A 24,551-nucleotide genomic window follows, 5' to 3' on the forward strand; every position below is an offset into this window, starting at 1 on the left:
AATGAATAATATAATGAAAAAAGTAATTTTTACTGCTGGGCTTTTAGTAGCTGCAGGAGCTGCTATGGCATGTACTCGCGTCGTTTATTTAGGTGAGAATGAAATCATTACTGCTCGCTCTATGGACTGGAAACAAGATGTGGGAACAGACTTATGGATTTTACCCAATAATGTTAAACGGACTGGATTAGCTGGCCCCAATTCAATTCAATGGACATCTAAATATGGTAGTGTTGTCGCAACAGGTTATGATGTTTCTACTACAGATGGTGTCAATGAAAAAGGCTTGGTTGCTAATTTATTATGGTTGGTAGAATCTGAATATCCAGATGCTAAAAATAATAAAAAACCACCATTAAGCATTTCACTATGGGCACAATACGTTTTAGATAACTATGCAACTGTTGATGAAGCGATCAAAGCTTTAGAAAAAGAACCATTCATTGTCGTAACAGACATGGTACCAGGTGACAAACGATTAACCACTCTACATTTATCAATCTCTGATGCATCAGGTGATAGTGCAATTATTGAATATATTAATGGGAAACAGGTCATTCACCACAATCGTAAATATCAGGTAATGACCAACTCACCCATATTTGATCAGCAATTAGCGCTAAATACTTATTGGCAGCAAATTGGTGGAACAGTAATGCTACCAGGAACGAACCGTGCTTCTGATCGCTTTGCCCGTGCTTCATTTTATATTGATGCCATTCCTAAAAATGCCAGTCATGAACATTCTTTAGCAAGTGTGTTTGGTGTGATTCGGAATGTTTCAGTTCCTTTTGGTCTTAACACAGCAGAAGAACCTAATATTTCCTCTACACGCTGGCGCACAGTTGTAGACCATAAAAGAGGTTTATATTTCTTTGAGTCAGCTGTATCACCAAATACGTTTTGGGTCGACTTAAAAGATATTAATTTTAACGATGGCAAATCAAAAAAATTAGAATTAGGTAAAGATCAAGCAATAATATATGCAGGAAAAGCTAACTCATCATTTAAAGTGACCAAGCCTTTTGAATTCTTAGGTATTAAATAAGAATCAACATTTAATATCGTATTGCTTATACGGAGAAAGCCCCCGAAAGGGCTTTTTTTAATAATAATTTTTTTACTTTCTCAGCCATGCACCAAATTCAGCATCGTTCGACTACCCTCTTTTATTCAGACATCAAACTGATATAAAAAATAATTTGGGTATTTCCTAATGTACGATTAGGTTTTTTTAGCGGCCAAAATGTTTGGCTTATCATTATTGAGGTGTTTTAATCAATTTACTGACGTCATACCCATAGTTTTTTGCAGTATTTAAATATGATTGATAAGTTGCTTCATCAATTTTTGCATCACGTGACAAAATCCATAAATATTTATCATTTGGACCACCAACTAAAGCAACTTTATAGTCTGGATCAATACGCAGTATCCAATAATCTCCTTTAGTAAAGGGTAACCATCTTAGGCCTTTTGGCAGAAAACTTACTTTAAGTTTACTGTTACCACTATTTTTTGGATAAGCAACACCTATTGAGCTAATCATTTCACCAGTTGCTGTACGACAGCTATTTAATACTGATATGGTTTGATCCGTATTTACACCATATTGTGCCGTGGTATTTGATGCACATTTACGCTGAAAATAGTTTGGTAAATGGGCGATTTCATACCACTTACCTATATATTGTTGAAGATCTATTTTTTCGACAGCTTGTGGAGCCTTAGTTTCAGCATGAGATGTGACTGTTAGCATTAAACTACTGATTCCAAAAACCATGCCCTTACAAATTGATTTGATTAGCGTATTCATCTTTTTACCTTAATAGTTTATGCACCTAGAATAGTACACGTGAACAAAATATTCATTGATGCTTATATTGATGACTAGAATAAGCTCGACTGATATCAGGTATACGTAAATGTAAGTGCTTCGTTTTACGACCGGTTACTCGTTTACGCCATAGTTTAAAGCTACCTGACTTTAGATTTTGGCGCATAAATTGGATAACAGCAGATTCATTTAAGCTATATTCACGTTGAATAGCTTCAAATGGCGTTCGATCCTCCCATGCCATTTCAATAATCCGAGATACATCAGCATCAATTACTTTTTTAGTACTTAGCATACTGTTACTCCTATACTTTCTAAAGTAAGACTTCGAAATAAAACTGTAACTCATCACAATCTATAAATCGGATAGAATATCTCTAATAATATTAATTTAACATAATGCTCGACATACACAACACTCTTAATATTTAGATAAAATCAAATCGAAAGCTTTCCTAGATTAATTAAAGTTTGGTTATAAGAAAACCTATTAACCGTATTCTAGGTTTTAAGTGCAAGCTTATTCACTGAGGAATATAGTGTTGAGGAATTTATTAAAAATAGGTTGGCGTAACAAAGCCCTATAGCTGTAAGAACTTATGAGTATGTATAATAGTTTACCAAGTTAAAGTCTCCATTTTTATCAGCATACATCAGTCATTTGAGGCATATAATAAAAATATACAGCTAAAATTAAATTGATAAAAATTTAAAACTTGTAAAGAGAAAAGGAGAAAAACATTGAATGTAAAAAAGCATAGGAATTTAACATTACATCAAAATGAATTTATTACACTTTATGAGGTTAAATCTGACTTATATTCAATCACTTGTATTAATTATTTTCTAAACTTATTTAATATGCACATCGATGAAATCGGATCAAACTTTATGCTGCAGGTAAATATACTCAAAAAATAATGAAACACCCCCATCCATATTATAAAAATAAAGCACCCCAAGGTGCTTTATTTTTATTTATAGGAATGAGTGAAAGGCAGATTGCCCAATAACATATACTAAAACCGTTAAAAATAAATACATCACAACAAGAACACTAAGATCAATAAATCTCATTAGTTTCTCCACATTTTTATTGTTGTATTTTTTTTATACTACATTAACCTACTTATTTCAATTAAAACAATTCTCAGTGAGATTTTACATAAAATCCATAAAGTAAAGTTCGTTAAGGGTTTGTACCAGTTTTATTGCATTTCAGGATTTAACTCTATTAATAATTTAGATTAGTTGTTCGATTTAACACGACATCTGAGGTATTAAATGACTACTATTAATACGCTTGATATTAAACACCATTCAGAAGTAATTGCATCATGCGGAACAAAAGTGGGGAATGTAGATCATCTTGAAGGCTCAAATCAAATCAAACTCACAAAGCATGGCGATGGCCATCATCACCTAATCCCTACTTCTTGGGTTAGCGAAATCAAAGGTGAGAAAATCATGCTCAGTAAAGATTCACACGAAGTGAAAGATAGTTGGACCAAAATTTAATCGGATTTAAAAAGCTCTCATCTGAGAGCTTTTTTGTACTTTCTCTTTAATCTACTAATGACTTCAATAATCTTGCTAACCTAGATAAATAATTCAAATATCTCGTATAAACACCAGTATGTTAAATGAGAAGATCATTGATTAAGGCGTACAAAAAATAATATATCAGTAAAAAAAATTAGCTATTCTTTAAAGCGAAGCTTCATCAAAAGAATAGGAAAATATGAAACTACCTACAATTGTATTGGTTCATGGATTTTGGGGAAATGCTCTCCATTGGCAACATGTCATTTCTTTATTAATTAAGCAAAATTTTTCAGTAAAAGCTGTAGAAATTCCTTTAACATCCTTAGCCGATGATGTTGAAAGAACCAACAAGATGATTAATCAGATCGAGGGGCCAGTATTGCTTGTTGGTCACTCATATGGTGGCGCAGTCATTACTGAAGCTGGTAATAATGAAAAAGTCGTTGGATTGGTCTATATTGCAGCATTTGCACCAGACACGACAGAAAGCCCTGGTATGATTACTCAACAGCATCCACCTGAAGCTGCTGCTAATCTTTATCCAGATAGTGATGGCTACTTATGGGTAAATGCAGAAAAATATCATCAAAGTTTCTGTCAGGATTTAGATCCTACAGAATCTATAGCTATGGCTATTGCTCAAAAAGCGCCTCTTGCGAGTACATTTGGTGATGCGATAGTGAAACCTGCATGGAAGACTAAACCCTCTTGGTATCAAATTTCAAATCAAGATCGTATGATTGCTCCTGAGAACCAAAGAAAAATGGCAGATAGACTAAATGCAAAAGAAGTTATTGAGCTTGACGCTAGTCATGCTTCTCTTGCATCAAGACCTAATGAAATAGCTGATTTTATTATTAAGGCTGCTTTATCATTTTAAGATGAGTTTAGCCGCTAATATTAAACGTTTCATTAATCCGAAATATAATTTCAGAAAAATGCTCAAATAAAAATGGAAGCCAAGCTCCTAGTTTTATTTTTGTATCGTGACCATTCAGTTAAATAGGTCTGTATATCTCATATAAAATATGCTTTTCTAAATAATGGTTTGGTGGAAGTTTTGGATGGTTAAATTCTTTTACTTTTATCATACCTAACTTTTTCATTACTGATTCTGATGGTTTATTTACAGAAGCTGTAAATGATACAACCTTGTCCAAATTCAAGGTATTGAAAGCATATTCTAAAGCTGCTTTTGCACCTTCCGTTGCATAACCTTGCCCCCAAAAGTCTTTTGCTAATCGCCAACCTATTTCAACACAAGGGGAGAAATCAAACTGAGTCGGCTGACTATGCAAACCTATAAATCCAATAAACTCTTGGCTATCTTTTAACTCTACAGCCCAAAACCCCCATTTATTTTCATCAATCATACCAGTGACAGCCTTAATAAAATTAAGGCTGTCCTGTTGTGTTAAACAATTAGGAAAGTATTTCATGACTTCAGAATCAAACCCCATATGAATAAAAGGTAAATAATCACTTTCTTTCCATTGCCGAAGTACTAAGCGTTCTGTTTCTAGCATGATAATTCTTAAATATCCCCTACAATTAATCAAATGCAGTTTCTGAGAAAAAGCTCTCTAAAAGTTTTTTTAAATAAAGAATATTAACCCGCTCATCGATTTAGCAATCTAGTCCGACTTAAAGTTTGATACTTCATGAGTTCATCACAATAGAATTGCAAATATTCTGAGCTTATTGTATCTGCCATAATAGGCTTCAACAGCAAATAAAACCCCATCAACATTTAGAATGCGATCGGGTTTTATATAAAATACATTCAGCTACTTATAGATAATTACTTAACTTCTTTGATATCTATAATCTGATCTTTTGATAATTCGATAATTCCTTCATCACCTTTAGTGTGGATGGCAACTCCATTAGGACCTTCAAGTCTCATGCCACTTCCTGCAGGCACTTCTTTTAATTCATAGCTGTTACCATCGCTGTCTACTAAATTTGCGGTCGTAAAATTATCAGTGGTCGTAAGGATATATTGTTTCTTGTCTGCTGTCTCGTAGATCACAGTTTGTTCTATAGACTCATTCGAGATAACGGTTGAAGCAGGAACACTTACGTCTTTATCTTGTGTTGATTCTTTATCTTTTGAATTACAACCAGCTATTAATCCCACTCCAATTAAAGCAGAAAGCAAAAATATTTTTTTCATTCCAATATACCTATAAACCTAAATAGATATTATTACTTACCATATTCACCAGTATTCTTATACCGATAGATAAATAACTTTTCATTTTCACTACAATATCAATAAGTTCAAAATATACAAATTAGGTTTATCACTTATGATGAGAAGCACCCCCTAATGATAGCTTTTATAGGCAACTCAATGCTTGATTAAATCATAAAGATTCAACCCAATTTATACGACTGCTTGCCTTACTCCCCTATTTATGTATTGAGCTAACCTATATAAAACATATAGTGACATCACAAATCTAAACGACTTAAAGGCTTCAAAATATCAGAACTGCTCCACTAGCATAAAAACCGTCTTTTAGCAGTTATGCTCGTTTTGTCATAATATTACCAAGTCAGTAGACTATTACATTACAATTTTATCTATACATGTACTAATTGCATGACGCTCATTTTTATAATTCAATTCATTTTTCAAGCAGTTACAATAAGTTTTCGTCTGAGTGTATTTGATCTTTTCAGGAATATTTACACCTAAACATTCTTTTTCTATATTTCCTGTTTGGGAAAGGGGTAACTCCCCCTTTATTAATAAAAATATCAAACAAGTAAGCACAAATGATATAAATACAATCATAAACTTATTCTTTTTAATTAGACTTCCCATTGTTCATTTTATTTAAAAAATCAATTCTTTTAAGGTATCAAAAAAATATGCAGGCTGCTATTTATTGTAATCAAAATTAGGCATTTAAAAAACCCCACATTTCTGTGAGGCTACCCCTTAACTTTTTGCGCTGATTAAGGTTTTATTGTTCTTTAAAAAAACAACCTTGTATAAATATCAAGACATATAAACAGCGTCAATAAAACTAAAGTCTAATCTAATGACTGAGCTTTTATTGCCATATGATATTTGGTATACCATATAAGCCTATGACTCTTTACTTATCACTTTATATGTAAAGCTCAGAAATTTTAACTTACGATCTATATTTAATTTTTGATATTAATAACTATATTCAATTAAATTAGCACGTTTAAAATAAAATGGAAGAATTCATAATTTTTTTTGTGGTGCTAGGTTTAGCACGTTATTTTAAAATACCCGTCTTATTGCTAAGCGGACTTTGTTTTTACTTAGATTAAATAATCAAGTAAACTCTGAAAAAAGTCAGCCAAAATATTAACTGTTAAATGCTGATTGAGTGATCACATTACAATCTATATAAACTCAATTATGATACAAAGCCGATAACATCAACGTAAACATTTCACTCACCTAAAGTGACTTTAACCTTCAATAAAAAAGTATCCCTTAGCAATGCTCAAGCTTAATATTTAGCGCCAACAAATATCAATTATTTATTCGATTAACACAATATTTATATTTTTCTTTATTATTTTCAATTTTTGTCATGCGAATATAGGAACAGAACAATTCCGATTACTTATATTTAATATCTTTAGGTACATCAATACCATAACATTTAGCATCAGTCTCAGCTATTCTTGAAGGCAATATCCAACTTCCTGAGTAAGAAGAGTATCCAAACCCACCGATCACAATAAAAACCAATATAAAAATCGAATAATTTTCTTTAACTAATTTAAACTCTTAGACTGAAATCCGATCTTTAGATGAGCTTAAATATCTACTCAATTACTATGACTTCATCCACTTATAGCGGAGATATGCCCAAGAATACATTAGTGTTAAAGCAAAAATTATACTATATATATTAAAACCTTTAAAAGGCTCATAGATTCTATAAATAATAATCTCTCTTAAAAAAATTAAAAGAATATCGAAATCCTCGTGTTAAAAATTTCAACTTTTTACTTCCTAAACTATATGTTTGTAAACATTATCAATAATTTACAAAATAATACCAACTATATAACATAGCCAATTCAAATTATAACATTCATCATTTTATGTATGCGCTGATATAATCACTCCCAATCATGCGTTACTATATAAATAGCGGTCTTTAACTGAATTCATCCAGGACTTCATATATTTAATATCTAGAATCAAACACTGAATTGCTCATGATTTATTATGATCAATTTCACAAACTGTTTTGGCCTTACGTTATTTTGAAGGATGTATTCTGGTATTCATCTTATGTGTAAAGAATAAAAGTTGAAGAACACAAAACTGTAATCTGATATAGTAGCCCATATATAGTGGGCTTTATTTTTGCTCCCCACCCCTCGCAAAACGGGTATCCAAACGGATAACATCCAAGTTGCAAAAGAATTTATTTAGTTTAATTAATAGGTTACAATGAAAATCGTCATTTTAAATAAGCCTTATGACGTTCTCTCCCAGTTTCGTGCAGATGAGAAACATCAAACTATCTCTGATTTTATTCAAGATCCTGAGCTTCGTATTGCCGGTCGTCTAGATTTAGATTCAGAAGGCTTGATGTTTTTAACCGATCACGGCGGTTTGAACCAATACATTACCAACCCTGCCAACAAGAAGTTTAAAACTTATGTTGTACAAGTAGATGGCGATATTACAGAAGCAGCTTTAGCGCAACTTCGTAAAGGTGTTGAGCTTAAAGATGGCATCACCTTACCAGCCACAGCAAAAAAAATTGATGAACCTGAATGGTTATGGGAACGTATCCCACCTGTACGTTTCCGTGCATCCGTCCCAACAACTTGGGTCGAAATTTCAATTTGTGAAGGTCGTAACCGTCAAGTACGTCGTATGACTTCTGCAGTTGGCTTCCCAACTTTACGTTTAATTCGTACACAAATTGGTACAATCAGTCTAGAAAAACTGGGTTTAAAACCAGGTGAGCAAATCGAGATTGAGCCGTTGCTTTATCCTGATTTTAAAGATGTGCCTGCGGATAAACCATATACTGGCCGTGACTTCCCGAAAAAAATTGCACAGAAAAAGAAACAGCATTTCTCTGTTGCAAAAGATAAAGCGCGTGAAGAAAAAGGTGAAGCACCATTTAAAGGCAAGAAAACGCCAAATGGTGGTACAACCCGTATTTGGCAAATGGATGAAGCGGATAAACCACGTCGTAAGACCAATGGTACTACTCGTGACAATAATAAAGCACCACGTGGCCGTGGGCGTAATGCTCGTTAAAATATAATGATTAATTAAAGCTCACTTCGGTGGGCTTTTTTTACAAAATTAATTTAGTTATGACCCACTTTAAGCCTTGTCTCTCTTCATATAGAAATATCTTTCTCAATTCCGTGTATAGCTGAAACACTTTTAGCTTTGAAGTTATCACCAGAACTTTCACTATGCTAGACAGACAATCCATTTTCAATCAAAGATTTATCATTCTGGCGAAAAAAGCCTTAAGGCTGTACTTGTGTAGAAACATTCACAGACAAAAAAGAGCCGGCGCATATACACCGGCTCTCAGTTATATCACTAGCTCTAGAGAGCCAGCTTTACATTAAGCTTAAACAGTTTCAAGAACTGTATTTAAGGTTACACTCGGACGCATTACAGCATTTACTTTCGCTTGATCAATAGCGTAATAACCACCGATATCAACTGGTTTACCCTGTACTTCAGCCAGTTCTGCAATGATTTTATCTTCATTCTCAGCTAAAGCTTTCGCAAGTGGAGCAAACTTCGCTTTCAGTTCAGCATTCTCATCTTGTGCAGCAAGCTCTTCAGCCCAGTACTTCGCTAAATAGAAATGACTGCCACGGTTATCAAGCTCGCCAGTACGACGTGATGGAGATTTATCATTGTCTAGAAGCTTACCAGTCGCTTGGTCAAGCGTTTTCGCAAGCAATTTCGCACGAGCATTATCTTCTTTAATACCCATTTCTTCTAGAGAAACTGCAAGCGCCATGAACTCACCAAGTGAATCCCAGCGCAAGTGGTTTTCTTCGACTAACTGTTGAACGTGTTTCGGAGCCGAACCACCCGCACCAGTTTCGTACATACCACCACCCGCCATCAACGGAACGATAGACAACATTTTAGCTGAAGTACCCAATTCCATAATTGGGAACAAGTCAGTTAAATAGTCACGTAAGATATTCCCTGTTACAGAAATCGTATCAAGACCACGTGCTACACGTTCAAGTGTATAACGCATCGCACGAACTTGTGACATGATTTGAATATCAAGACCAGTCGTATCATGATCTTTTAAGTATTTTTCTACTTTCTTAATCAATTCATTTTCGTGCGGACGATACGGGTCAAGCCAGAAGATTGCTGGCATACCTGAGTTACGCGCGCGAGTTACCGCAAGTTTCACCCAGTCACGGATCGGTGCATCTTTTACCTGACACATGCGCCAGATATCGCCTTCTTCAACGTTTTGTGACATCAACACTTCACCAGTGTCTAGGTCGGTGATATTCGCAACACCCGCAGCAGATACTTCAAATGTTTTATCGTGTGAACCATACTCTTCAGCTTTTTGCGCCATCAAACCAACGTTAGGTACAGTACCCATGGTTTTTGGATCAAAATTGCCATTCCACTTACAGAAATTAATCATTTCTTGGTAAATACGCGCGAATGTAGATTCAGGCATTACAGCTTTACAATCGTAAGGTTTGCCGTCAGCACCCCACATCTTACCGCCACCACGAATCATTGCAGGCATAGAAGCATCTACAATCACGTCATTTGGTGAATGGAAGTTGGTAATACCTTTTGCAGAATCTACCATTGCAAGTGCAGGACGGTGTTCCTGACAAGCATGAAGATCTTCAATGATTTCTTCACGAAGAGAAGTAGGCAATGTTGTGATTTTTTCGTAAAGACCAGACATACCGTTGTTTACGTTAATGCCTAATTCATCAAATAATTTACCATGCTTTTCGAATGCATCTTTGTAGTAAATTTTCACACAGTGACCGAATACGATCGGGTGTGAAACTTTCATCATTGTTGCTTTTACGTGTAAAGAAAACAAAATGCCTGCTTCACGGCAATCTTCAAGTTCTTTTTCGTAGAAGTCACACAGAGCTTTTTTACTCATGAACATTGAATCAATGATTTCACCATCCTTTAATGCCACTTTTGGCTTAAGAACGATTGTTTCACCATTTTTCGTGATCAATTCCATTTTGACGTTACGAGCACAGTCAAGTGTCATTGATTTTTCGCCATGATAGAAGTCGCCTTCTTCCATGTGTGATACATGCGTCTGTGACCACTGCTTCCACTCGCTCATTGAATGCGGGTGCTTTTTAACGTAGTTCTTTACAGCAGCAGGTGCACGGCGGTCAGAGTTACCTTCGCGTAGCACAGGATTCACAGCCGAACCAAGACATTTGCTATAACGCGCTTTTATCGCCTTTTCTTCTTCAGTTGTCGGATTTTCTGGATAATCAGGAATAGCATAGCCTTTCGACTGAAGTTCCTTGATACATGCCATTAACTGACCAACAGAAGCACTGATATTTGGGAGTTTGATAATGTTAGTATCTGGATCTTGCGTAAGACGACCTAGCTCTGCGAGTGTATCGGGAACCTTTTGTTCGTCGCTTAAGTAATCCGTGAATTCTGCGAGCACACGTGATGCTACAGAAATATCAGTTTTGACGATCTCGACGCCAGCAGGCTTAGTAAAGGTCTCAATGATCGGCAGTAGCGAGTAAGTCGCCAACAATGGCGCCTCATCGGTCAGTGTGTAAATGATTGTTGACTTTCCACCAGCCATATATAGCCCCTTGCGTTGAATTGAGTTTTTTAGGGAGTGAGCTTATGACTCAGCCCCTGCGAACCGATTTGCTTTAATAAAACCTTGAGAGTATCCGTCCTCATTGCATTTCAGTCAACGTAAGATCAGTGATACCGACATTTCGCTACGAAATGATGCCTCACTCGTGTTGTCCACTAATGCTAATATTTTAAGTGGAATTTAGTTTTTCCTCATATCTCTACTTTTTATGGCAAAAATATTCAGTAAATCGTATGACTGATAATTCAAAGCTCGTAAAATGCGATCCATTGAACAGCAAAACATAAACTTGGTCGTAGTACGCTGTCTATTTTAAAAATAAAAGAGACAAATCAATATCATCATAAAACTAATACACAGCGAATCTAAATACTAAAAAACCCATATAACAATCTACAAACATATAAAAAATAGTATATTACATTAAATTTTTATGCGAAATTATGAATTAAATCAACATGTTTAGCTTATACATTTTATCCGACTCATTTAATCAAATTTTATACAATCACTCACACATACTATTCTGATGGAAAAAATAAACGAAATATGACACCCTGCTTAGAATTACTCACGCTTACATCACCCTGATGCAAATGCATAATCGATTGCACAATGGCTAAACCCAACCCCCCAGTTCGTGCTTGTGCGTGACGGCTTTCATCCACTTGGTAAAAACGATCAAACAAATAGTTTAAATGTTGTGCCTCAATAAAAATTTCATGTGTCAAAACTGCGATTTCAATAGTTGAAACATGCTGCTGTATAAATATGCTTACTTTTCCATCTTGCTGTCCATAATCAATAGCATTGATAATTAAATTAGATAATGCGCGTTGTAATAATTCTAAATTCGCCCACAAATACGAACATTCTGCACCAGTCAGCTGAAAGGTCATATTTTTTTCTTCTGCAATAAAGCTAAAGTAATCAAGTAATGGTGCAATGACTTCCTCTAACTGCAATTGTTGTTTTTCTACTATGTATTGACTATGTTCTGAACGGGCAATAAATAACATATTTTCAATCATTTTCGTGAGTCGGTCGTATTCTTCTAAATGTGAATACAATAATTGCTCTAGCTCACTGCTACTCCGCGATTGCGATAACGTAATTTGGGTTTGCCCAATTAAATTATTTAAAGGCGTTCTCAATTCATGTGCAATATCTTCAGAAAATCGTGCCAGTTGCTCATAACTGCCCTGTATCTTGTCCAACATTTCATTCATAGCTTGGCTAAGTTGCTGTACTTCCAAACTATTAGACTCAACCTGTATACGGTGCGATAGCTTGTAGGCATTAATTTCTCGAGTATCCAAAATCAGTAGTCGTATTGAACGCAATAAATAATGTCCAATCCACCAACCCAGTACACTTAAGATCAACACGCCCATCAGACTATTAAAAATCAGCTTCCACAGATAATGCTGCAATATTACTTGCATCGGCGCTAATTGTTTGCCTGCAATTAGTTGGTATGACTGACCTTCAAAATACACACTTTTGTATGCTAAACGGGTTGTTGCCTGATGCGTTTTATTGTCTACAAATTGCACTTGAGTAGAGTAAGGCAATGCTGGTAATTGAATATCGAGTGGATTAATCACAATTAAATGGCGCTGTAAATTTTTTAAAATCAGTAAACTATCTTCCTGCCCAAGCATATTTTCATAAAGCTTGGGGTGTTGTACCAATATCTGAAAAGTCGCAGCATCACCTAAAAAAAGCTCAATACGTTGGATACGTGCGGCTAAAATTTGATTTTGCTGCTCGCTCAACATCTGTTTCATATTTTGATATGAAATCCCAGCAATGCTCATAAAAACGATGCAGGAAATTAGAGCCAATGCCATGCTCAACCGTATTTCCAAACTCAACTGCCGTAAAAAACTCATTCCAACACAGCCAATTTATAGCCCATTCCACGTACTGTTTGAATTAATTTGGGGTTAAAAGGATCATCGATTTTGGCACGCAAGCGCCGAATTGCCACATCGACTACGTTCGTATCGGTTTGAAAATTAATATTCCAGACCATTGATGCAATTTGTGTTCGGGTTAAAACTTCGCCCTGATGTAGCATTAACAATTCCAATAAAACAAATTCTTTGCTGGTCAGCTCAACTTTTTGTTGATCTCGATATACCGCATGGCTCAGGCGATTAAGGATCAAATTTTCAACTTGATAACAATCTAATTCTGGCTGTGGAATTCGCCTTAACAGACTTTTTACGCGAGCCAATAGCTCAATATAAGAAAAAGGTTTAATTAAATAATCATCTGCACCCAGCTCCAAACCTTTGACACGATCTAAAACGTAGTCTTTTGCCGTGAGCATTAATACCGGAACTTTAGAAAAAGTGCGTAGTGTCTCTAATACACTCCAACCATTTAATTTGGGCAGCATGACATCGAGCAATACCAAATCAAAAGACTGCTGCTTTAACAGTGATAAGGCTTTTAAACCATCACTGGCAATTGTACTGTGATAACCAGACTCATGCAGCCCTTGTGCCAAAAACTGCGCAATCTTCAACTCATCTTCAACAATTAAAATATTCATGCTGTATTTTAACGCTCGTTTATATTGCACAAGATTACAAAAGCGTAATCTGATTGTCATCTCTTGATTGGCAAATATAAATTAGATTAATGCCTATAGATAAAAATTAATGTGTGAACCAGATGAAAGCAATTACCTCAATATTGACCAGTACAATATTACCGCTACTTTTCTGTCAAATCTCTCATGCGGAATTAAAGACTGAATACGTGATGAGCTTAGAAATTGCCAATACACTGGCACGTAATGTGATGCAGTCCTGCCAGTCTAAAGCTGCGGCTGTAGTCGTGCTTGATCAGGGTGGCAACATTATTACCAGTCAACGTCATGAATCGGTCGGCCCTCATAATTTAATTGCTGCACAACGTAAAGCTTATACCGCATATTCCACTAAAAATAGCACACTGGATTTTATGCGAAATGCGCAAAAGAACTCCGATGCACAAAATCTAAATACCCTACCTGAGCTGTTATTACTCGGTGGCGGCATGCCTGTGGTGTATAAAAAGCAAATTTTAGGTGCTGTGGGTGTCGCTGGTTCAGGCGGTTCAGAACAAGATCACAACTGTGCCAACCAAGGCATTCAAACTACGTTAAATTCACTTTAACTTTATTTTAATTGAGAATCTTATGATGAAAAAATTATTGTTAACTGTAGCAACGACACTCATAGCAACATTAAGCTATGCTCAGAATCCTTTAAGTGTACATGTTTTAAATTTACAGGATGGCTTACCATCATCAGAAGTAAAAGTTAGCCTTGAAGAACAGAAAAATGGCACATGGGTTCAGCTTTCTCAAGCCACGACCAATGCACAAGGACGTATTCCTGCTTTATATCCTGAAGGTAAAACGTTAGAAAAAGGTATGTATAAAGTGACATTTAAAACAGGTGACTGGTTTAAAGCACACCAGCAAAAATCATTCTTCCCAGAAGTCCCAGTGATTTTTGAAGTGGATGGTTCTGTAGAGCATTATCATATTCCACTGCTTTTAAGTCCGTATGGTTATTCGACTTATCGTGGTAACTAAATTTTCTGATTAATAAAAAGCTCAGATCTGTGAGCTTTTTATTTTATTAAACAATCTATCAAAAGAGAGTTTAAATCTTTAACATCATCAGTGTCATATCTTACAATTCGATATAAATAAATATTTTGAAATCTAATTTTAAATTAGACTTCACATTCATTCTTCTTTTTGTGTAAAAACTCATTAATCTGCTTATCACCCAAAAAATCTAATCGAAGAACAAATTCTACTTTCCTACCGCTGAATAATTTTTTCTCTTTGATAAATTACTTTATCCATTGTCATCAGTAAAAATAGATCTAGATTCATTAATAGCTGAACGAATGTAAAAAATTAATGCAAAAAAAATTTCAGACCTTTCTGTTATCAAATGTGTTACAGGCTGAATATCCAACTTTAATTAATACAGTTCAAGATAAGGCTTATGTACATTATCAGTCATTTGAAGCTATTCTGACTGCAACTTAGTAAGCCGTCTCTGTTACTTAACACTCTCTCTCATTTCCTCAATCTGTAACTTTAAAGCCTATTCGTGTTGTGCCCTAAAGCTTTGGTGTTTTGGTCTAACTGCTTACCTTGTTGGATATATCCTAAAATCAACCAAAAGAAAGCTACAGGAGCAAAGATTCCTGCTAAAAAACCACCCAACTCATTTAAAGATAAGGGATATGTTAAATCACTAAATACAAAAATAACAAAAATAACAAAAATAACAAAAATAACAAAAATAACAAAAATAACAAAAATAACAAAAATAACAAAAATAACAAAAATAACAAAAATAACAAAAATAACAAAAATAACAAAAATAACAAAAATAACAAAAATAACAAAAATAACAAATATAGTGAGCCAAATAAATATTACGGCTATTCCAAAAATCAAATTTTTCTTATTCACTGTTTTTCCAATAAAAAACCGATGCCTAAACATCGGTTTTACAATATTTTTTTATTAACTTATTACATTAAGACAACAACCACTTTTCAACTTTACTTTGATCTTCAACTTTTAATTCAACTGCGGTTAAACCTGTTTCATCACCAGTCACTTCAAATTGCATCAATTCATCACGGCGGAAAGCATAAAGTGTAAAAGAACCCTGCTGTTTCGCATATTGATTCAATAATTTTTCAGTGGCTTTAATACCATCGATTGCAATAATCACATCATTGGCAGAAAGACCCGCATTCACGCCTGCCCCATGACGACGAGCTTGTTGAATTAACACACCCTCAGGTTTATCTGAAACTTTTAAACCAAATGGTAATGCTTTTTCATTTTTCAATGTATAGCTTAGACCAAACTCAGGTAACAACTGGTCTAATGGCAATTCATCTGTAGTATTAATCAAATGATTAATCTGCTCAGCCCAGTCTTGACCTGTGAGTTCTTTACACAAGTCGAAGATCGTCCGTTCATTAACTTGAATACCTTTGAGGGTATTTTCATACAAACGACGCATTAACGCATCTAAGCTTGAGCCACGTAAGCGCAATCCAAGGTCTAAACTTAAAGCAACCAAACAACCTTTGTTGTAATAGCTCGTTCCCGCATTATTTGAGTTTTCATCCTGACGATAGAACTTAACCCACGCATCAAAACTAGATTCCGCCACCGTTTGAATTTCACGACCTGGATTCTGTAAATAACGATCAATCTGCGCCTTGATCAACTTCAAATATGAATCCTGTGAAATCACACCACTACGATGCAAAATCAAATCATCATAATAAGAAGTGAAACCTTCAAAAATCCATAATAAAGAAGTGTAACTTTCTTTATGTAAATCATAATTCGTAAAATTTTCAGGACGAATAAATTTCACCAACCACGAGTGAAAGTACTCATGACTACAAAGTCCAAGAAAACGTTGATAATCTTCCGACGGTTCAATTGGTTCATTGGCTTTAGGGAGATCATCACGCGGAGTAATTAAACTGGTACTATTCGGATGTTCCAATCCACCATAACTATTGCCTGTCGCCATAGTCATAAAAGTATAATTTTCAAAAGGTGCTGAACCAAACATTGCAATCTCAGTACGACAGATTCTTTCAATGTCTTGCTGCATCCGTTCAGCATTCATGCTGTGTTTTCCTGACACCACAAATTCATGCGGAATACCATTCGCTTCAAAACTAAAGCGAGTTTGATCTGCCAACTCAAAAGGGCTATCAATCAACTGCATATAGTTTTTGGCTTTTAAAGTATGACGACCTTTGACCAAACTCTTATTTTCTAGACCTGTCGCCAATTGGAAATGTTTCAATTCATTCGGTAGAAAGACTTCAACTTCGACTGGTGCATCATCCTGATCTTGTAGGCCTAAACATAGGCATGCAGGATTGACATATAAACGGGTTTGATCAACATATGCACCTCGCACAGAAAGATCATAAGCATAGACATCATATTCCACCGTAATCAGCTCATGATCGGTGTTGTATAAACGCCATTTATTTTTTTCAAATTTGCTCATTTGCAGCAAACGTCCATCTTCATCGTAGGCTTTGACTGATTCAAGATGCTTTGAAAATTCGCGTAAAAGATAACTACCTGGTATCCAATTGGGTAACCATAAAATCTGTGTCGGGTTTGCCAAAAAACGCACAGTGACATGCACAAGATGTTGACGATAGTCGTCAAATTCGATCTGATAATGCAACATAATTCGTATTCAAAAATGCTAGAGAGATAAATTATCAATTAGATTAGCATTTTTTTACAAAGTCATGCGATCTTAGTCGCAATTGTCTACAAATCTGACTAGCCATGATAAAAAAAAAGGCATAGCATGCGCACTGTTTTGTGCGTACATCGCCACCGGATCGGCTTTAAAGGTATTCCCTCGTTGAAAATTTTTACTTATGTCTTCGCCCTACTCAGCTTTTTCTGCTCTACATTTGCTAATGCTGCTTTATTAAATATTAATCCTGCCACAGTTGAAGCTGAAGCTTGGACTATCTTAGATGCGCAATCGGGTCAAACCATTGCCGAATTTAATAGCCATGTACAACGTGCGCCTGCCTCTATGACCAAAATGATGGTGGCCTACATTGCCTTACAGGAAATCGAAGCTGGGCATTTGCGTAAAGATGAAATATTAACAGCGACCCCTGTTGTACAAATGGTGCAGTGGGATGAATCTCAAATGTACCTTAAACAAGGCGAGCAGATTTCAATTGATCAATTACTCGCAGGATTAATTGTCATGTCTGCCAATGATGCTGCGGTCACATTGGCAGAACGTATTTCTGGTAGTGTGCCAGCTTTCGTAGCACGTATGAATCAGCAAGCACAAGCCTTGGGAATGAAGGACACTCACTTTACTAATCCTGCTGGTATAACAATGCCAGATCATGTCTCATCTGCGCATGATATGGCGCTTTTAGGCCAAGCTGTAACTATGCACACGCCTGAATATTTGCATTATTCTGTCATGCCAAGTTTTAGCTATAATCATCGCTTTCACCGTGCTACCAATCTTGTTTTAAAAGCGGATCCAACTGTAGATGGTTTAAAAACTGGTTTTACTAAAGCAGCGGGCCATAACTTAGCTTTAACAGCACATCGCCCTACAGACCTTGCCGAAATGCCAGATCGCCGTTTAATTGTTGTCGTCATGGGTTCAAAAAGTGGCATTAAACGTGCTGAAGTAGCCCATAAATTATTAAACCTTGGTTATGCCTATACTCGTGATGAAGTAATTATTAAAAATAAACAATTAATTGCTGAACTTCCTGTAATCCAATCAACCCTAAAAATGTTTAAGGTTGAAGCTAAAAAACCACAAATTGTGACCACTTCTTTATATAACAATTCTGCGCCTATCGATCTAATGACTTTTGATAATATCAATCAAAAAGTGACAACTATAAATGCGAATGGCTTAGTTTCGACGATAGAGCCACTACAAGAAACCCAAACTCATTTAAATGTTGAATTAAATGAATCTTTACTTACAGCACCTTTAGCCCAAATGATGCATTTAGCCAAAGTAAATGTGTATCAAAATAATAAGCTTATACAAACATTTGACATTGAGGATGAAGTCCATATTGAGCAAGCAAGCTGGTTAGAGCGTTTCATCATGTGGTTAAAAGCACTTTTGGGCTAAGCTACGACCGCTAAAAAATTAAACTCATTTTTTATTGTAAATATGTAACTTGTAAAACAAAAAACTTCGAATTAAAAAATGGGATGATATTAATATGTCATCCCATTTTTATTTATAACAATAAGAGCATAACCATGTCAGAACTTCATCATATTGTGATTGTGGGTGGTGGCGCAGGCGGTTTAGAACTTGTGACGCAACTCGGTGATACTTTAGGAAAAGCCAAAAAAGCTAAAATTACATTAATCGATCAAAATCTCACACACATTTGGAAACCGCTATTACATGAGATTGCAGCAGGAACAATGAATCCAAATGATGAAGAAACCAATTACTATGCTCACGCCGCCAAACATCATTATGAATTTGTACTTGGTCGTTTTGAAAACCTCGACAAAGATTCAAAACAAATTTTAATCATTAAAACCCAAGCATCTAAGTGCGAAGCATTTTCTGAGCAGCACAGCTTAAACTATGACACCCTCATTTTAGCTGTGGGTTCAGTCTCAAATGACTTTAACACCCAAGGGGTAACAAAATTCTGTCACTATCTCGACAGCTGCCAACAAGCTGAAATTTTCCAACAGGATCTATTACATCTTTATTTAAATGCACAACACTACAATGTCGATCGAGATTTACACATCGCCATTATTGGCGCAGGTGCAACGGGTGTCGAGCTCGCAGCTGAACTCACCGAAGCAAAGCAAAATTTTTATAAATACGGTTTAAACAAGATTAATCCCAACCTCGTTAAAATTTCATTGGTTGAAGCTGCAGAACGTATTTTACCTGCACTTTCAGAGAAAATTGCAGAACATGCAACACAACAATTACAACGTATGAAAATTGATGTACTTACCGAAAAGCGTGTTGAAAAAGTAGATGCTGAAAAAATTTACTTCAATGATGGGAGCAGCATCAATGCTGAACTCAAAGTATGGGCTGCAGGTATTAAAACGCCAGCAGTAATTGCAAATTTGGTAGGTTTTACAAAGGACCGAATAGGTCGACTGGATGTCTATGCAACCTTACAAACTAAATCAGATCCGAATATTTTTGCATTCGGAGATTGTGCACATTGTATTTTAGATGCGCGCGAACCTGCATTAGGCCCACGTGCGCAAGTTGCAAGCCAACAAGCCACTTTCCTTGTCGATGCGATGCAGGCTCGAATTAATGGCAAGCAACAACCGATGTTTCAATTTTCTGACAAAGGCTCCTTAGTTTCACTCAGCAAAAATAAAGCTGTTGGTGAGTTACTCGGACAAGTTAATGTTCAAGGCTTTGTCGCTAAATCAATGTATGTCTCTTTATATCGTATGCACCAAGCCACTATTTATAGCTATGCACATGCAGGCTTACTCACTATTAAAGATTTTGTTACACGAAAAATCACACCAAAGATAAAATTGCATTGAAATTTAAAAATATGCCCCTATAAACTATAAAACGTCGTAGAATCGTAAGAAAATACGGTTTTTTGAATGAAATCATTCTACAAATGCCGCATTTCAATTTATGATGTCTCCTTAAAAAATTTGAATGGATCAGTAACATGACTGCTATTGCACATAACTCTGTAGTTTCTTTCAACTACAAATTAACGAATGCAGAGGGTGAAACTCTCGACCAATCTCAAGGTGAGCCGCTTGCATATTTGCATGGTGCAGGTAACATCATCCCTGGTTTAGAAAAAGCATTATTAGGCAAAACTGTTGGTGAAAAATTCACTGTAAACGTTCCTGCTGCTGAAGGTTATGGCGAATATAACCCTGACTTAGTACAAGAAGTTCCTGCGCAAATGTTCCAAGGCGTAGACAACATCGAAGCGGGTATGCAATTCCAAGCTCAAACTGATGATGGCGTTCAAATCGTAACTGTTAAAGCGATTGAAGGTGACAACATTCTTGTTGATGCTAACTTCCCACTTGCTGGTCAAGATTTAACGTTTGACGTTGAAATTGTTGAAATCCGTGAAGCTTCTCCTGAAGAATTAGAACACGGTCATGTTCATGGCGCAGGTGGTCACCACCACTAAGATCGTCTGATCAGAGAAAAAGGCAAAGTTTTTACTTTGCCTTTTTTATTACTTATTATTTTTATTACAATATTAGACTGAATAACTGGTTATATTTTATATAATTAAAATACCTGCTACTTTATAGCCTCTTCACTATGCAACTTATTTGGTTCCGACAAGATTTACGCATTCATGATCATGCTGCGCTTTGGCATGCTACAACAGCGGGACAAAGTATTGCTCTTGTAATTCTGTCACCTGAACAATGGCAACAACATGATGATGCCCCCATCAAAATTGATTTTTATTTACGCCAACTCAAACAACTCAAACAAGAGTTAGATTTACTCAATATTCCCTTAATTATTGAAACAATTCAGCTTTGGAACGATGCCCCACAGTTTATTCAAAAGCTCTGTATTGATTTAAATGTTTTCGAAGTACATGCCAACATTGAACTGGGGCAAAATGAATTAAAGCGTGATTTAAAGGTTCAACAATTACTGCATCAAAATGAGCAAGATTTACAGCTTTATCATGACCGAACCCTCTTTCCTGTCGGCTCTCTTCATAATAAAAGCAATCAACCTTATCAAGTTTTTAGTGCATTTAAAAAACAGTGTTATGAGCGACTCAGTATCAGTATTCCACAATGTTTCCCTAAACCTGAAACACAAAAACCACTCCTCATAAAATTGACCAGTGCTAATATTCCGAGTCTTGAGGAATTGTATAATGCCAGTATCACTCAGAGTCAGCGTGATTTATGGCCAGCCAGTGAAATACACGCATTTCATCAACTTGATAATTTTATTAATCATAAAGTTAGTGACTATCAAAAAGAAAGGGACTTTCCAAATATTGATGGAACCAGTCAACTTTCAGCATATCTAAACATTGGTACTTTATCCATTCGGCAATGTATTCAAGCCTTATTTCGTCATCAACAGGGTCAATTTCATATCGACAATGAAGGACAACAGACATGGTTAGATGAATTATTATGGCGAGAATTTTATCAACATATTTTATTTGAATTCCCCAAAGTCTCTAAGCACCTTCCCTTTAAAGATAATACTCAAACGATTATCTGGCGCCATGCACCTGATGATTTAATCGCTTGGCAACATGGTAAAACTGGTATTCCGATTGTCGATGCAGGCATGCGCCAATTAATTACTACAGGCTGGATGCACAATAGAGTTCGCATGATTGTCGCTATGTTTTTATGTAAAAATTTACTCATTGATTGGCGATTAGGTGAACGATGGTTTATGCAACACCTCATCGATGGTGATTTGGCTGCAAATAATGGCGGTTGGCAATGGTGTGCCTCTACAGGTACAGATTCTGTACCTTATTTCCGTGTATTTAACCCGATCAGTCAATCTCAAAAATTTGATACTCAAGGCGATTATATTCGTAAATGGCTACCTGAATTGGCACATTTAGATGCCAAAAGTATACATGAGCCTTACGCAAAAAATCCGGACTTAGAACTGGATTATCCTCAACCGATTGTAGACTTAAAACAGAGTCGATTACGAGCAATTGCAGCATTCAAGGCAGGATAATGATAAAAGTAGATTTTAAATTTAGCTTAATGCAGGGTCAACATATTTTAAAATATACATTCACACTAGGTAGCTAAAAATCATAGTACACCACTAGACTGATCGTTGTAGCGACTGATAAGCTAGTATGACTGAATATGAAATCTTAAATGCTCGATTTTTCATCACTCTTTATTTGAATTCTAACTTTTAGATTTTCTTTCGCCTTTTTTTCAAATTTTTGTTTAAAAAACTCAGTCTGATACAAAGGCTTCATCTTAAAAAAATGTTCTAAAACCTCAATTCTTTTTATTTTATATAATTGAGGTTCGACCCATACATATTCTTGTTGAATCTGCTGCTCATACTCTTCAAATCTTTGGGGATCACTACCCAAAATGACTAAATCCATATCTAAAAGATAATTTAAGTCTCGATCTAATGCTGGTTGATGCTTTTTAGTCGCAATAATCCAAGCATAAACTGTTTGAATCTGAACTTGATTAAATAGCGTCGAGCAGAGATTTTGCATCAAGTCGGCACTTTGCGCCTCATTATCCGAAGCCTTGGGATCATATACAGCATCATGGAACCAAATAGCCAATTCCACAGCAATAGGATCATCCAATTGTGCTTTAATTAGATGAAATAAATCCAAGCATTCAACAATATGCTGAACAGTGTGATAATGCCGCTGTGACTCAGTATATGCCGTGAATAAACTGCGATACAGTGATTCAGCTTGCAAATCTGGCCATTGGAATTGATCCGTAAATTGTGTCCAATACCTAGCAAATTGAATTTGATGAGATTCATTCAAATCTATTCTCCTTGAGTCATTAACCTTGCCAAGTTTTTCGCATCTTCTCGATCCAAAAATAAACTGACTTGATAGTGCTCACAGCTTCCAAATTCAGCGATAAGCTCCTTCAAACGTATAGGATGATTTCCAAAACGATATCTTTTTGTATTAGTAATAGACAAAGGCAGCTGATAAACACCATACGTTTTGGGCAATGTATACATTCCATCGGCTTTGACTTGATCAAACCCAATTGATTTATTTATTAATATTTTAATTACAGACATCCTTGTCCCTCTATTCCTCAATCAATATCACAAGATTAAGCTGCTTGCTCATCTCGTTTAAAAACCAGCTCACCTTTCAAGGAGCTTTCAGCATCAAAATAATAGCCAGAACTATTAAATGATTTTAAATCTTTAATCTTTTCTATTTTATTTTCAATAATATACCGAGCCATTAAACCACGGGCTTTTTTAGCATAAAAACTGATGACTTTATATTGACCATTTTTCTGATCAAGGAACACAGGCTTAATAATTTCAGCTTTAATTTGACTTTCTTTCACCGATTTATAATATTCATCGGATGCAATATTCACCAACAATGTAGAATCTGCATGCTCCAAATCATCATTAATCAGATTGGTAATTTTCTCACCCCAAAACTGATACAAATTAGGACCTTGTGAGTTTGTTAACTTAGTTCCCATCTCTAAGCGATAAGGCATCATCAAATCCAAAGGACGAAGCAACCCATATAATCCAGATAGCATTCGCAAGTGTTTCTGTGCAAATTCCATATCACTTATAGGTAAGTCATAAGCATCTAGCCCAGTATACACATCCCCTTTAAATGCATAGATTGCTTGACGAGCATTGGCAAAATTAAAATCAGCATTCCAATCACGAAAGCGTTCGACATTCAAATGCGCAATTTTTTCACTCACACTCATTAAACTGGCGATTTCTGAAGCAGATAATTTACGACTTAGGTCTATAAGTTGTTGCGACTGGTCGAGGAGTCTTGGTAAAGTATGCGTATCAGTCGGAAGTGCAGATTCATAATCTAAAGTCTTAGCAGGGGAAATTAAGGCGAGCATGGTCTTCCTGATCAAAAAATAATTAATCAAACTATAACAGTAGAGTTATTTTAATGCCAACTGGTGTTTTCGCTGACCATAATCGGTAAACTATACCGTTTCCCTGCTA

22 protein-coding genes and 1 pseudogene are annotated in these 24,551 nt (G+C 35.7%); 11 read left to right on the forward strand and 12 right to left on the reverse strand.

The window, feature by feature from the left end; genetic code table 11:
* Position 1: 1 nt before the first annotated feature.
* The gene (locus B9T27_RS10125; protein WP_086206710.1) at positions 2–1,048 is read left to right on the forward strand and encodes a linear amide C-N hydrolase; all 1,047 of its coding nucleotides are present in this window, start codon (positions 2–4) and stop codon (positions 1,046–1,048) included.
* Positions 1,049–1,261: 213 nt separating this feature from the next.
* Here the strand turns inward: B9T27_RS10125 and B9T27_RS10130 are convergent, their stop codons facing one another.
* Both B9T27_RS10130 and B9T27_RS10135 read right to left on the reverse strand, forming a co-directional pair.
* Positions 1,262–1,816, reverse strand: a complete 555-nt coding sequence (locus tag B9T27_RS10130; protein ID WP_086206711.1) for a lipocalin family protein — start codon at positions 1,814–1,816, stop codon at positions 1,262–1,264.
* 52 nt (positions 1,817–1,868) lie between these two features.
* Positions 1,869–2,132: a TIGR03643 family protein gene (locus B9T27_RS10135; RefSeq protein WP_086206712.1), complete on the reverse strand. Its 264-nt coding sequence runs from the start codon at positions 2,130–2,132 to the stop codon at positions 1,869–1,871.
* A gap of 989 nt (positions 2,133–3,121) precedes the next feature.
* Here B9T27_RS10135 and B9T27_RS10140 point away from each other — a divergent pair.
* Positions 3,122–3,355, forward strand: coding sequence for a DUF2171 domain-containing protein (locus B9T27_RS10140; protein WP_086206713.1), 234 nt, complete (start codon positions 3,122–3,124; stop codon positions 3,353–3,355).
* A gap of 223 nt (positions 3,356–3,578) precedes the next feature.
* Positions 3,579–4,262 (forward strand): alpha/beta hydrolase, encoded by a 684-nt coding sequence (locus tag B9T27_RS10145; protein WP_086206714.1) that lies wholly within the window; start codon positions 3,579–3,581, stop codon positions 4,260–4,262.
* A 118-nt stretch (positions 4,263–4,380) separates the two neighbouring features.
* Here B9T27_RS10145 and B9T27_RS10150 read toward each other — a convergent pair whose 3' ends face one another.
* Both B9T27_RS10150 and B9T27_RS10155 read right to left on the reverse strand, forming a co-directional pair.
* Entirely contained in the window at positions 4,381–4,908 is a 528-nt protein-coding gene (locus tag B9T27_RS10150; RefSeq protein ID WP_086206715.1) for a GNAT family N-acetyltransferase, read from the reverse strand.
* A gap of 275 nt (positions 4,909–5,183) precedes the next feature.
* Entirely contained in the window at positions 5,184–5,558 is a 375-nt protein-coding gene (locus B9T27_RS10155) for an MliC family protein (RefSeq protein ID WP_086206716.1), read from the reverse strand.
* A 2,283-nt stretch (positions 5,559–7,841) separates the two neighbouring features.
* Here B9T27_RS10155 and B9T27_RS10170 point away from each other — a divergent pair.
* Positions 7,842–8,666: an rRNA large subunit pseudouridine synthase E gene (locus B9T27_RS10170; protein WP_086206717.1), complete on the forward strand. Its 825-nt coding sequence runs from the start codon at positions 7,842–7,844 to the stop codon at positions 8,664–8,666.
* 328 nt (positions 8,667–8,994) lie between these two features.
* On the opposite strand, the gene B9T27_RS10175 is transcribed toward B9T27_RS10170, so the two are convergent.
* The 3 genes from B9T27_RS10175 to B9T27_RS10185 form a co-directional block, all read right to left on the reverse strand.
* The gene (locus B9T27_RS10175) at positions 8,995–11,226 is read right to left on the reverse strand and encodes an NADP-dependent isocitrate dehydrogenase (RefSeq protein WP_086206718.1); all 2,232 of its coding nucleotides are present in this window, start codon (positions 11,224–11,226) and stop codon (positions 8,995–8,997) included.
* A gap of 542 nt (positions 11,227–11,768) precedes the next feature.
* Positions 11,769–13,142, reverse strand: coding sequence for a heavy metal sensor histidine kinase (locus tag B9T27_RS10180; protein ID WP_086206719.1), 1,374 nt, complete (start codon positions 13,140–13,142; stop codon positions 11,769–11,771).
* On the reverse strand, positions 13,139–13,810 hold the full coding sequence (locus tag B9T27_RS10185; RefSeq protein WP_086206720.1) for a heavy metal response regulator transcription factor: 672 nt from the start codon (positions 13,808–13,810) through the stop codon (positions 13,139–13,141). The genes B9T27_RS10180 and B9T27_RS10185 overlap by 4 nt, the downstream gene beginning before the upstream one ends.
* A gap of 212 nt (positions 13,811–14,022) precedes the next feature.
* Between B9T27_RS10185 and B9T27_RS10190 the strand changes: the two genes are divergently transcribed.
* From B9T27_RS10190 to B9T27_RS15145, 3 genes are all read left to right on the forward strand, one after another.
* The gene (locus tag B9T27_RS10190) at positions 14,023–14,418 is read left to right on the forward strand and encodes a heme-binding protein (RefSeq protein ID WP_086206721.1); all 396 of its coding nucleotides are present in this window, start codon (positions 14,023–14,025) and stop codon (positions 14,416–14,418) included.
* Positions 14,419–14,443: 25 nt separating this feature from the next.
* Positions 14,444–14,842: a hydroxyisourate hydrolase gene (gene uraH / locus B9T27_RS10195; protein WP_086206874.1), complete on the forward strand. Its 399-nt coding sequence runs from the start codon at positions 14,444–14,446 to the stop codon at positions 14,840–14,842.
* Between the two features lie 336 nt (positions 14,843–15,178).
* On the forward strand, positions 15,179–15,310 hold the full coding sequence (locus B9T27_RS15145) for a hypothetical protein (protein WP_265733423.1): 132 nt from the start codon (positions 15,179–15,181) through the stop codon (positions 15,308–15,310).
* A gap of 16 nt (positions 15,311–15,326) precedes the next feature.
* Here the strand turns inward: B9T27_RS15145 and B9T27_RS15160 are convergent.
* Positions 15,327–15,571 (reverse strand): annotated as a pseudogene (locus tag B9T27_RS15160) (hypothetical protein); the annotation flags it as partial.
* 238 nt (positions 15,572–15,809) lie between these two features.
* Complete coding sequence (locus tag B9T27_RS10210) at positions 15,810–17,513, reverse strand: M61 family metallopeptidase (RefSeq protein ID WP_086206722.1); 1,704 nt, start codon at positions 17,511–17,513, stop codon at positions 15,810–15,812.
* 183 nt (positions 17,514–17,696) lie between these two features.
* Here B9T27_RS10210 and B9T27_RS10215 point away from each other — a divergent pair, with 183 nt between their 5' ends.
* The 4 genes from B9T27_RS10215 (at position 17,697) to phrB (ending at position 22,559) form a co-directional block, all read left to right on the forward strand.
* A complete protein-coding gene (locus tag B9T27_RS10215) occupies positions 17,697–18,962 on the forward strand; it encodes a D-alanyl-D-alanine carboxypeptidase PBP6B (RefSeq protein WP_171263384.1) in 1,266 nt (421 codons plus the stop codon).
* 134 nt (positions 18,963–19,096) lie between these two features.
* Positions 19,097–20,383, forward strand: coding sequence for an NAD(P)/FAD-dependent oxidoreductase (locus tag B9T27_RS10220; RefSeq protein WP_086206724.1), 1,287 nt, complete (start codon positions 19,097–19,099; stop codon positions 20,381–20,383).
* A 137-nt stretch (positions 20,384–20,520) separates the two neighbouring features.
* On the forward strand, positions 20,521–21,003 hold the full coding sequence (locus tag B9T27_RS10225) for an FKBP-type peptidyl-prolyl cis-trans isomerase (protein ID WP_086192000.1): 483 nt from the start codon (positions 20,521–20,523) through the stop codon (positions 21,001–21,003).
* Positions 21,004–21,140: 137 nt separating this feature from the next.
* Complete coding sequence (phrB, locus tag B9T27_RS10230) at positions 21,141–22,559, forward strand: deoxyribodipyrimidine photo-lyase (protein WP_086206725.1); 1,419 nt, start codon at positions 21,141–21,143, stop codon at positions 22,557–22,559.
* 145 nt (positions 22,560–22,704) lie between these two features.
* Here the strand turns inward: phrB and B9T27_RS10235 are convergent, their stop codons facing one another.
* The 3 genes from B9T27_RS10235 to yaaA are packed head-to-tail and all read right to left on the reverse strand — an operon-like array spanning position 22,705 to position 24,442.
* Entirely contained in the window at positions 22,705–23,358 is a 654-nt protein-coding gene (locus B9T27_RS10235) for a metal-dependent hydrolase (RefSeq protein WP_228146204.1), read from the reverse strand.
* Positions 23,359–23,360: 2 nt separating this feature from the next.
* Entirely contained in the window at positions 23,361–23,627 is a 267-nt protein-coding gene (locus B9T27_RS10240) for a hypothetical protein (protein WP_086206727.1), read from the reverse strand.
* Positions 23,628–23,662: 35 nt separating this feature from the next.
* Positions 23,663–24,442 carry a peroxide stress protein YaaA gene (yaaA, locus tag B9T27_RS10245; RefSeq protein ID WP_086206728.1) on the reverse strand — a complete coding sequence of 260 codons (780 nt, stop codon included), beginning with the start codon at positions 24,440–24,442 and terminating at the stop codon, positions 23,663–23,665.
* Positions 24,443–24,551: the final 109 nt, after the last annotated feature.

The organism is Acinetobacter sp. ANC 4648 (assembly GCF_002135345.1).
Lineage (GTDB): Bacteria > Pseudomonadota > Gammaproteobacteria > Pseudomonadales > Moraxellaceae > Acinetobacter.

Excerpts from the sequence above, each read along its gene's own strand:
- B9T27_RS10125 (WP_086206710.1), top strand. The coding sequence starts at position 2 with ATGAATAATATAATGAAAAAAGTAATTTTTACTGCTGGGCTTTTAGTA.
- B9T27_RS10145 (WP_086206714.1), top strand. The coding sequence starts at position 3,579 with ATGAAACTACCTACAATTGTATTGGTTCATGGATTTTGGGGAAATGCT.
- B9T27_RS10185 (WP_086206720.1), bottom strand. The coding sequence starts at position 13,810 with ATGAATATTTTAATTGTTGAAGATGAGTTGAAGATTGCGCAGTTTTTG.
- B9T27_RS10170 (WP_086206717.1), top strand. The coding sequence starts at position 7,842 with ATGAAAATCGTCATTTTAAATAAGCCTTATGACGTTCTCTCCCAGTTT.
- B9T27_RS10225 (WP_086192000.1), top strand. The coding sequence starts at position 20,521 with ATGACTGCTATTGCACATAACTCTGTAGTTTCTTTCAACTACAAATTA.
- B9T27_RS10130 (WP_086206711.1), bottom strand. The coding sequence starts at position 1,816 with ATGAATACGCTAATCAAATCAATTTGTAAGGGCATGGTTTTTGGAATC.
- B9T27_RS10150 (WP_086206715.1), bottom strand. The coding sequence starts at position 4,908 with ATGCTAGAAACAGAACGCTTAGTACTTCGGCAATGGAAAGAAAGTGAT.
- B9T27_RS15145 (WP_265733423.1), top strand. The coding sequence starts at position 15,179 with ATGCAAAAAAAATTTCAGACCTTTCTGTTATCAAATGTGTTACAGGCT.
- phrB (WP_086206725.1), top strand. The coding sequence starts at position 21,141 with ATGCAACTTATTTGGTTCCGACAAGATTTACGCATTCATGATCATGCT.
- B9T27_RS10210 (WP_086206722.1), bottom strand. The coding sequence starts at position 17,513 with ATGTTGCATTATCAGATCGAATTTGACGACTATCGTCAACATCTTGTG.
- B9T27_RS10190 (WP_086206721.1), top strand. The coding sequence starts at position 14,023 with ATGAGCTTAGAAATTGCCAATACACTGGCACGTAATGTGATGCAGTCC.
- B9T27_RS10240 (WP_086206727.1), bottom strand. The coding sequence starts at position 23,627 with ATGTCTGTAATTAAAATATTAATAAATAAATCAATTGGGTTTGATCAA.
- yaaA (WP_086206728.1), bottom strand. The coding sequence starts at position 24,442 with ATGCTCGCCTTAATTTCCCCTGCTAAGACTTTAGATTATGAATCTGCA.
- B9T27_RS10175 (WP_086206718.1), bottom strand. The coding sequence starts at position 11,226 with ATGGCTGGTGGAAAGTCAACAATCATTTACACACTGACCGATGAGGCG.
- uraH (WP_086206874.1), top strand. The coding sequence starts at position 14,444 with ATGAAAAAATTATTGTTAACTGTAGCAACGACACTCATAGCAACATTA.
- B9T27_RS10140 (WP_086206713.1), top strand. The coding sequence starts at position 3,122 with ATGACTACTATTAATACGCTTGATATTAAACACCATTCAGAAGTAATT.
- B9T27_RS10155 (WP_086206716.1), bottom strand. The coding sequence starts at position 5,558 with ATGAAAAAAATATTTTTGCTTTCTGCTTTAATTGGAGTGGGATTAATA.
- B9T27_RS10180 (WP_086206719.1), bottom strand. The coding sequence starts at position 13,142 with ATGAGTTTTTTACGGCAGTTGAGTTTGGAAATACGGTTGAGCATGGCA.
- B9T27_RS10135 (WP_086206712.1), bottom strand. The coding sequence starts at position 2,132 with ATGCTAAGTACTAAAAAAGTAATTGATGCTGATGTATCTCGGATTATT.
- B9T27_RS10220 (WP_086206724.1), top strand. The coding sequence starts at position 19,097 with ATGTCAGAACTTCATCATATTGTGATTGTGGGTGGTGGCGCAGGCGGT.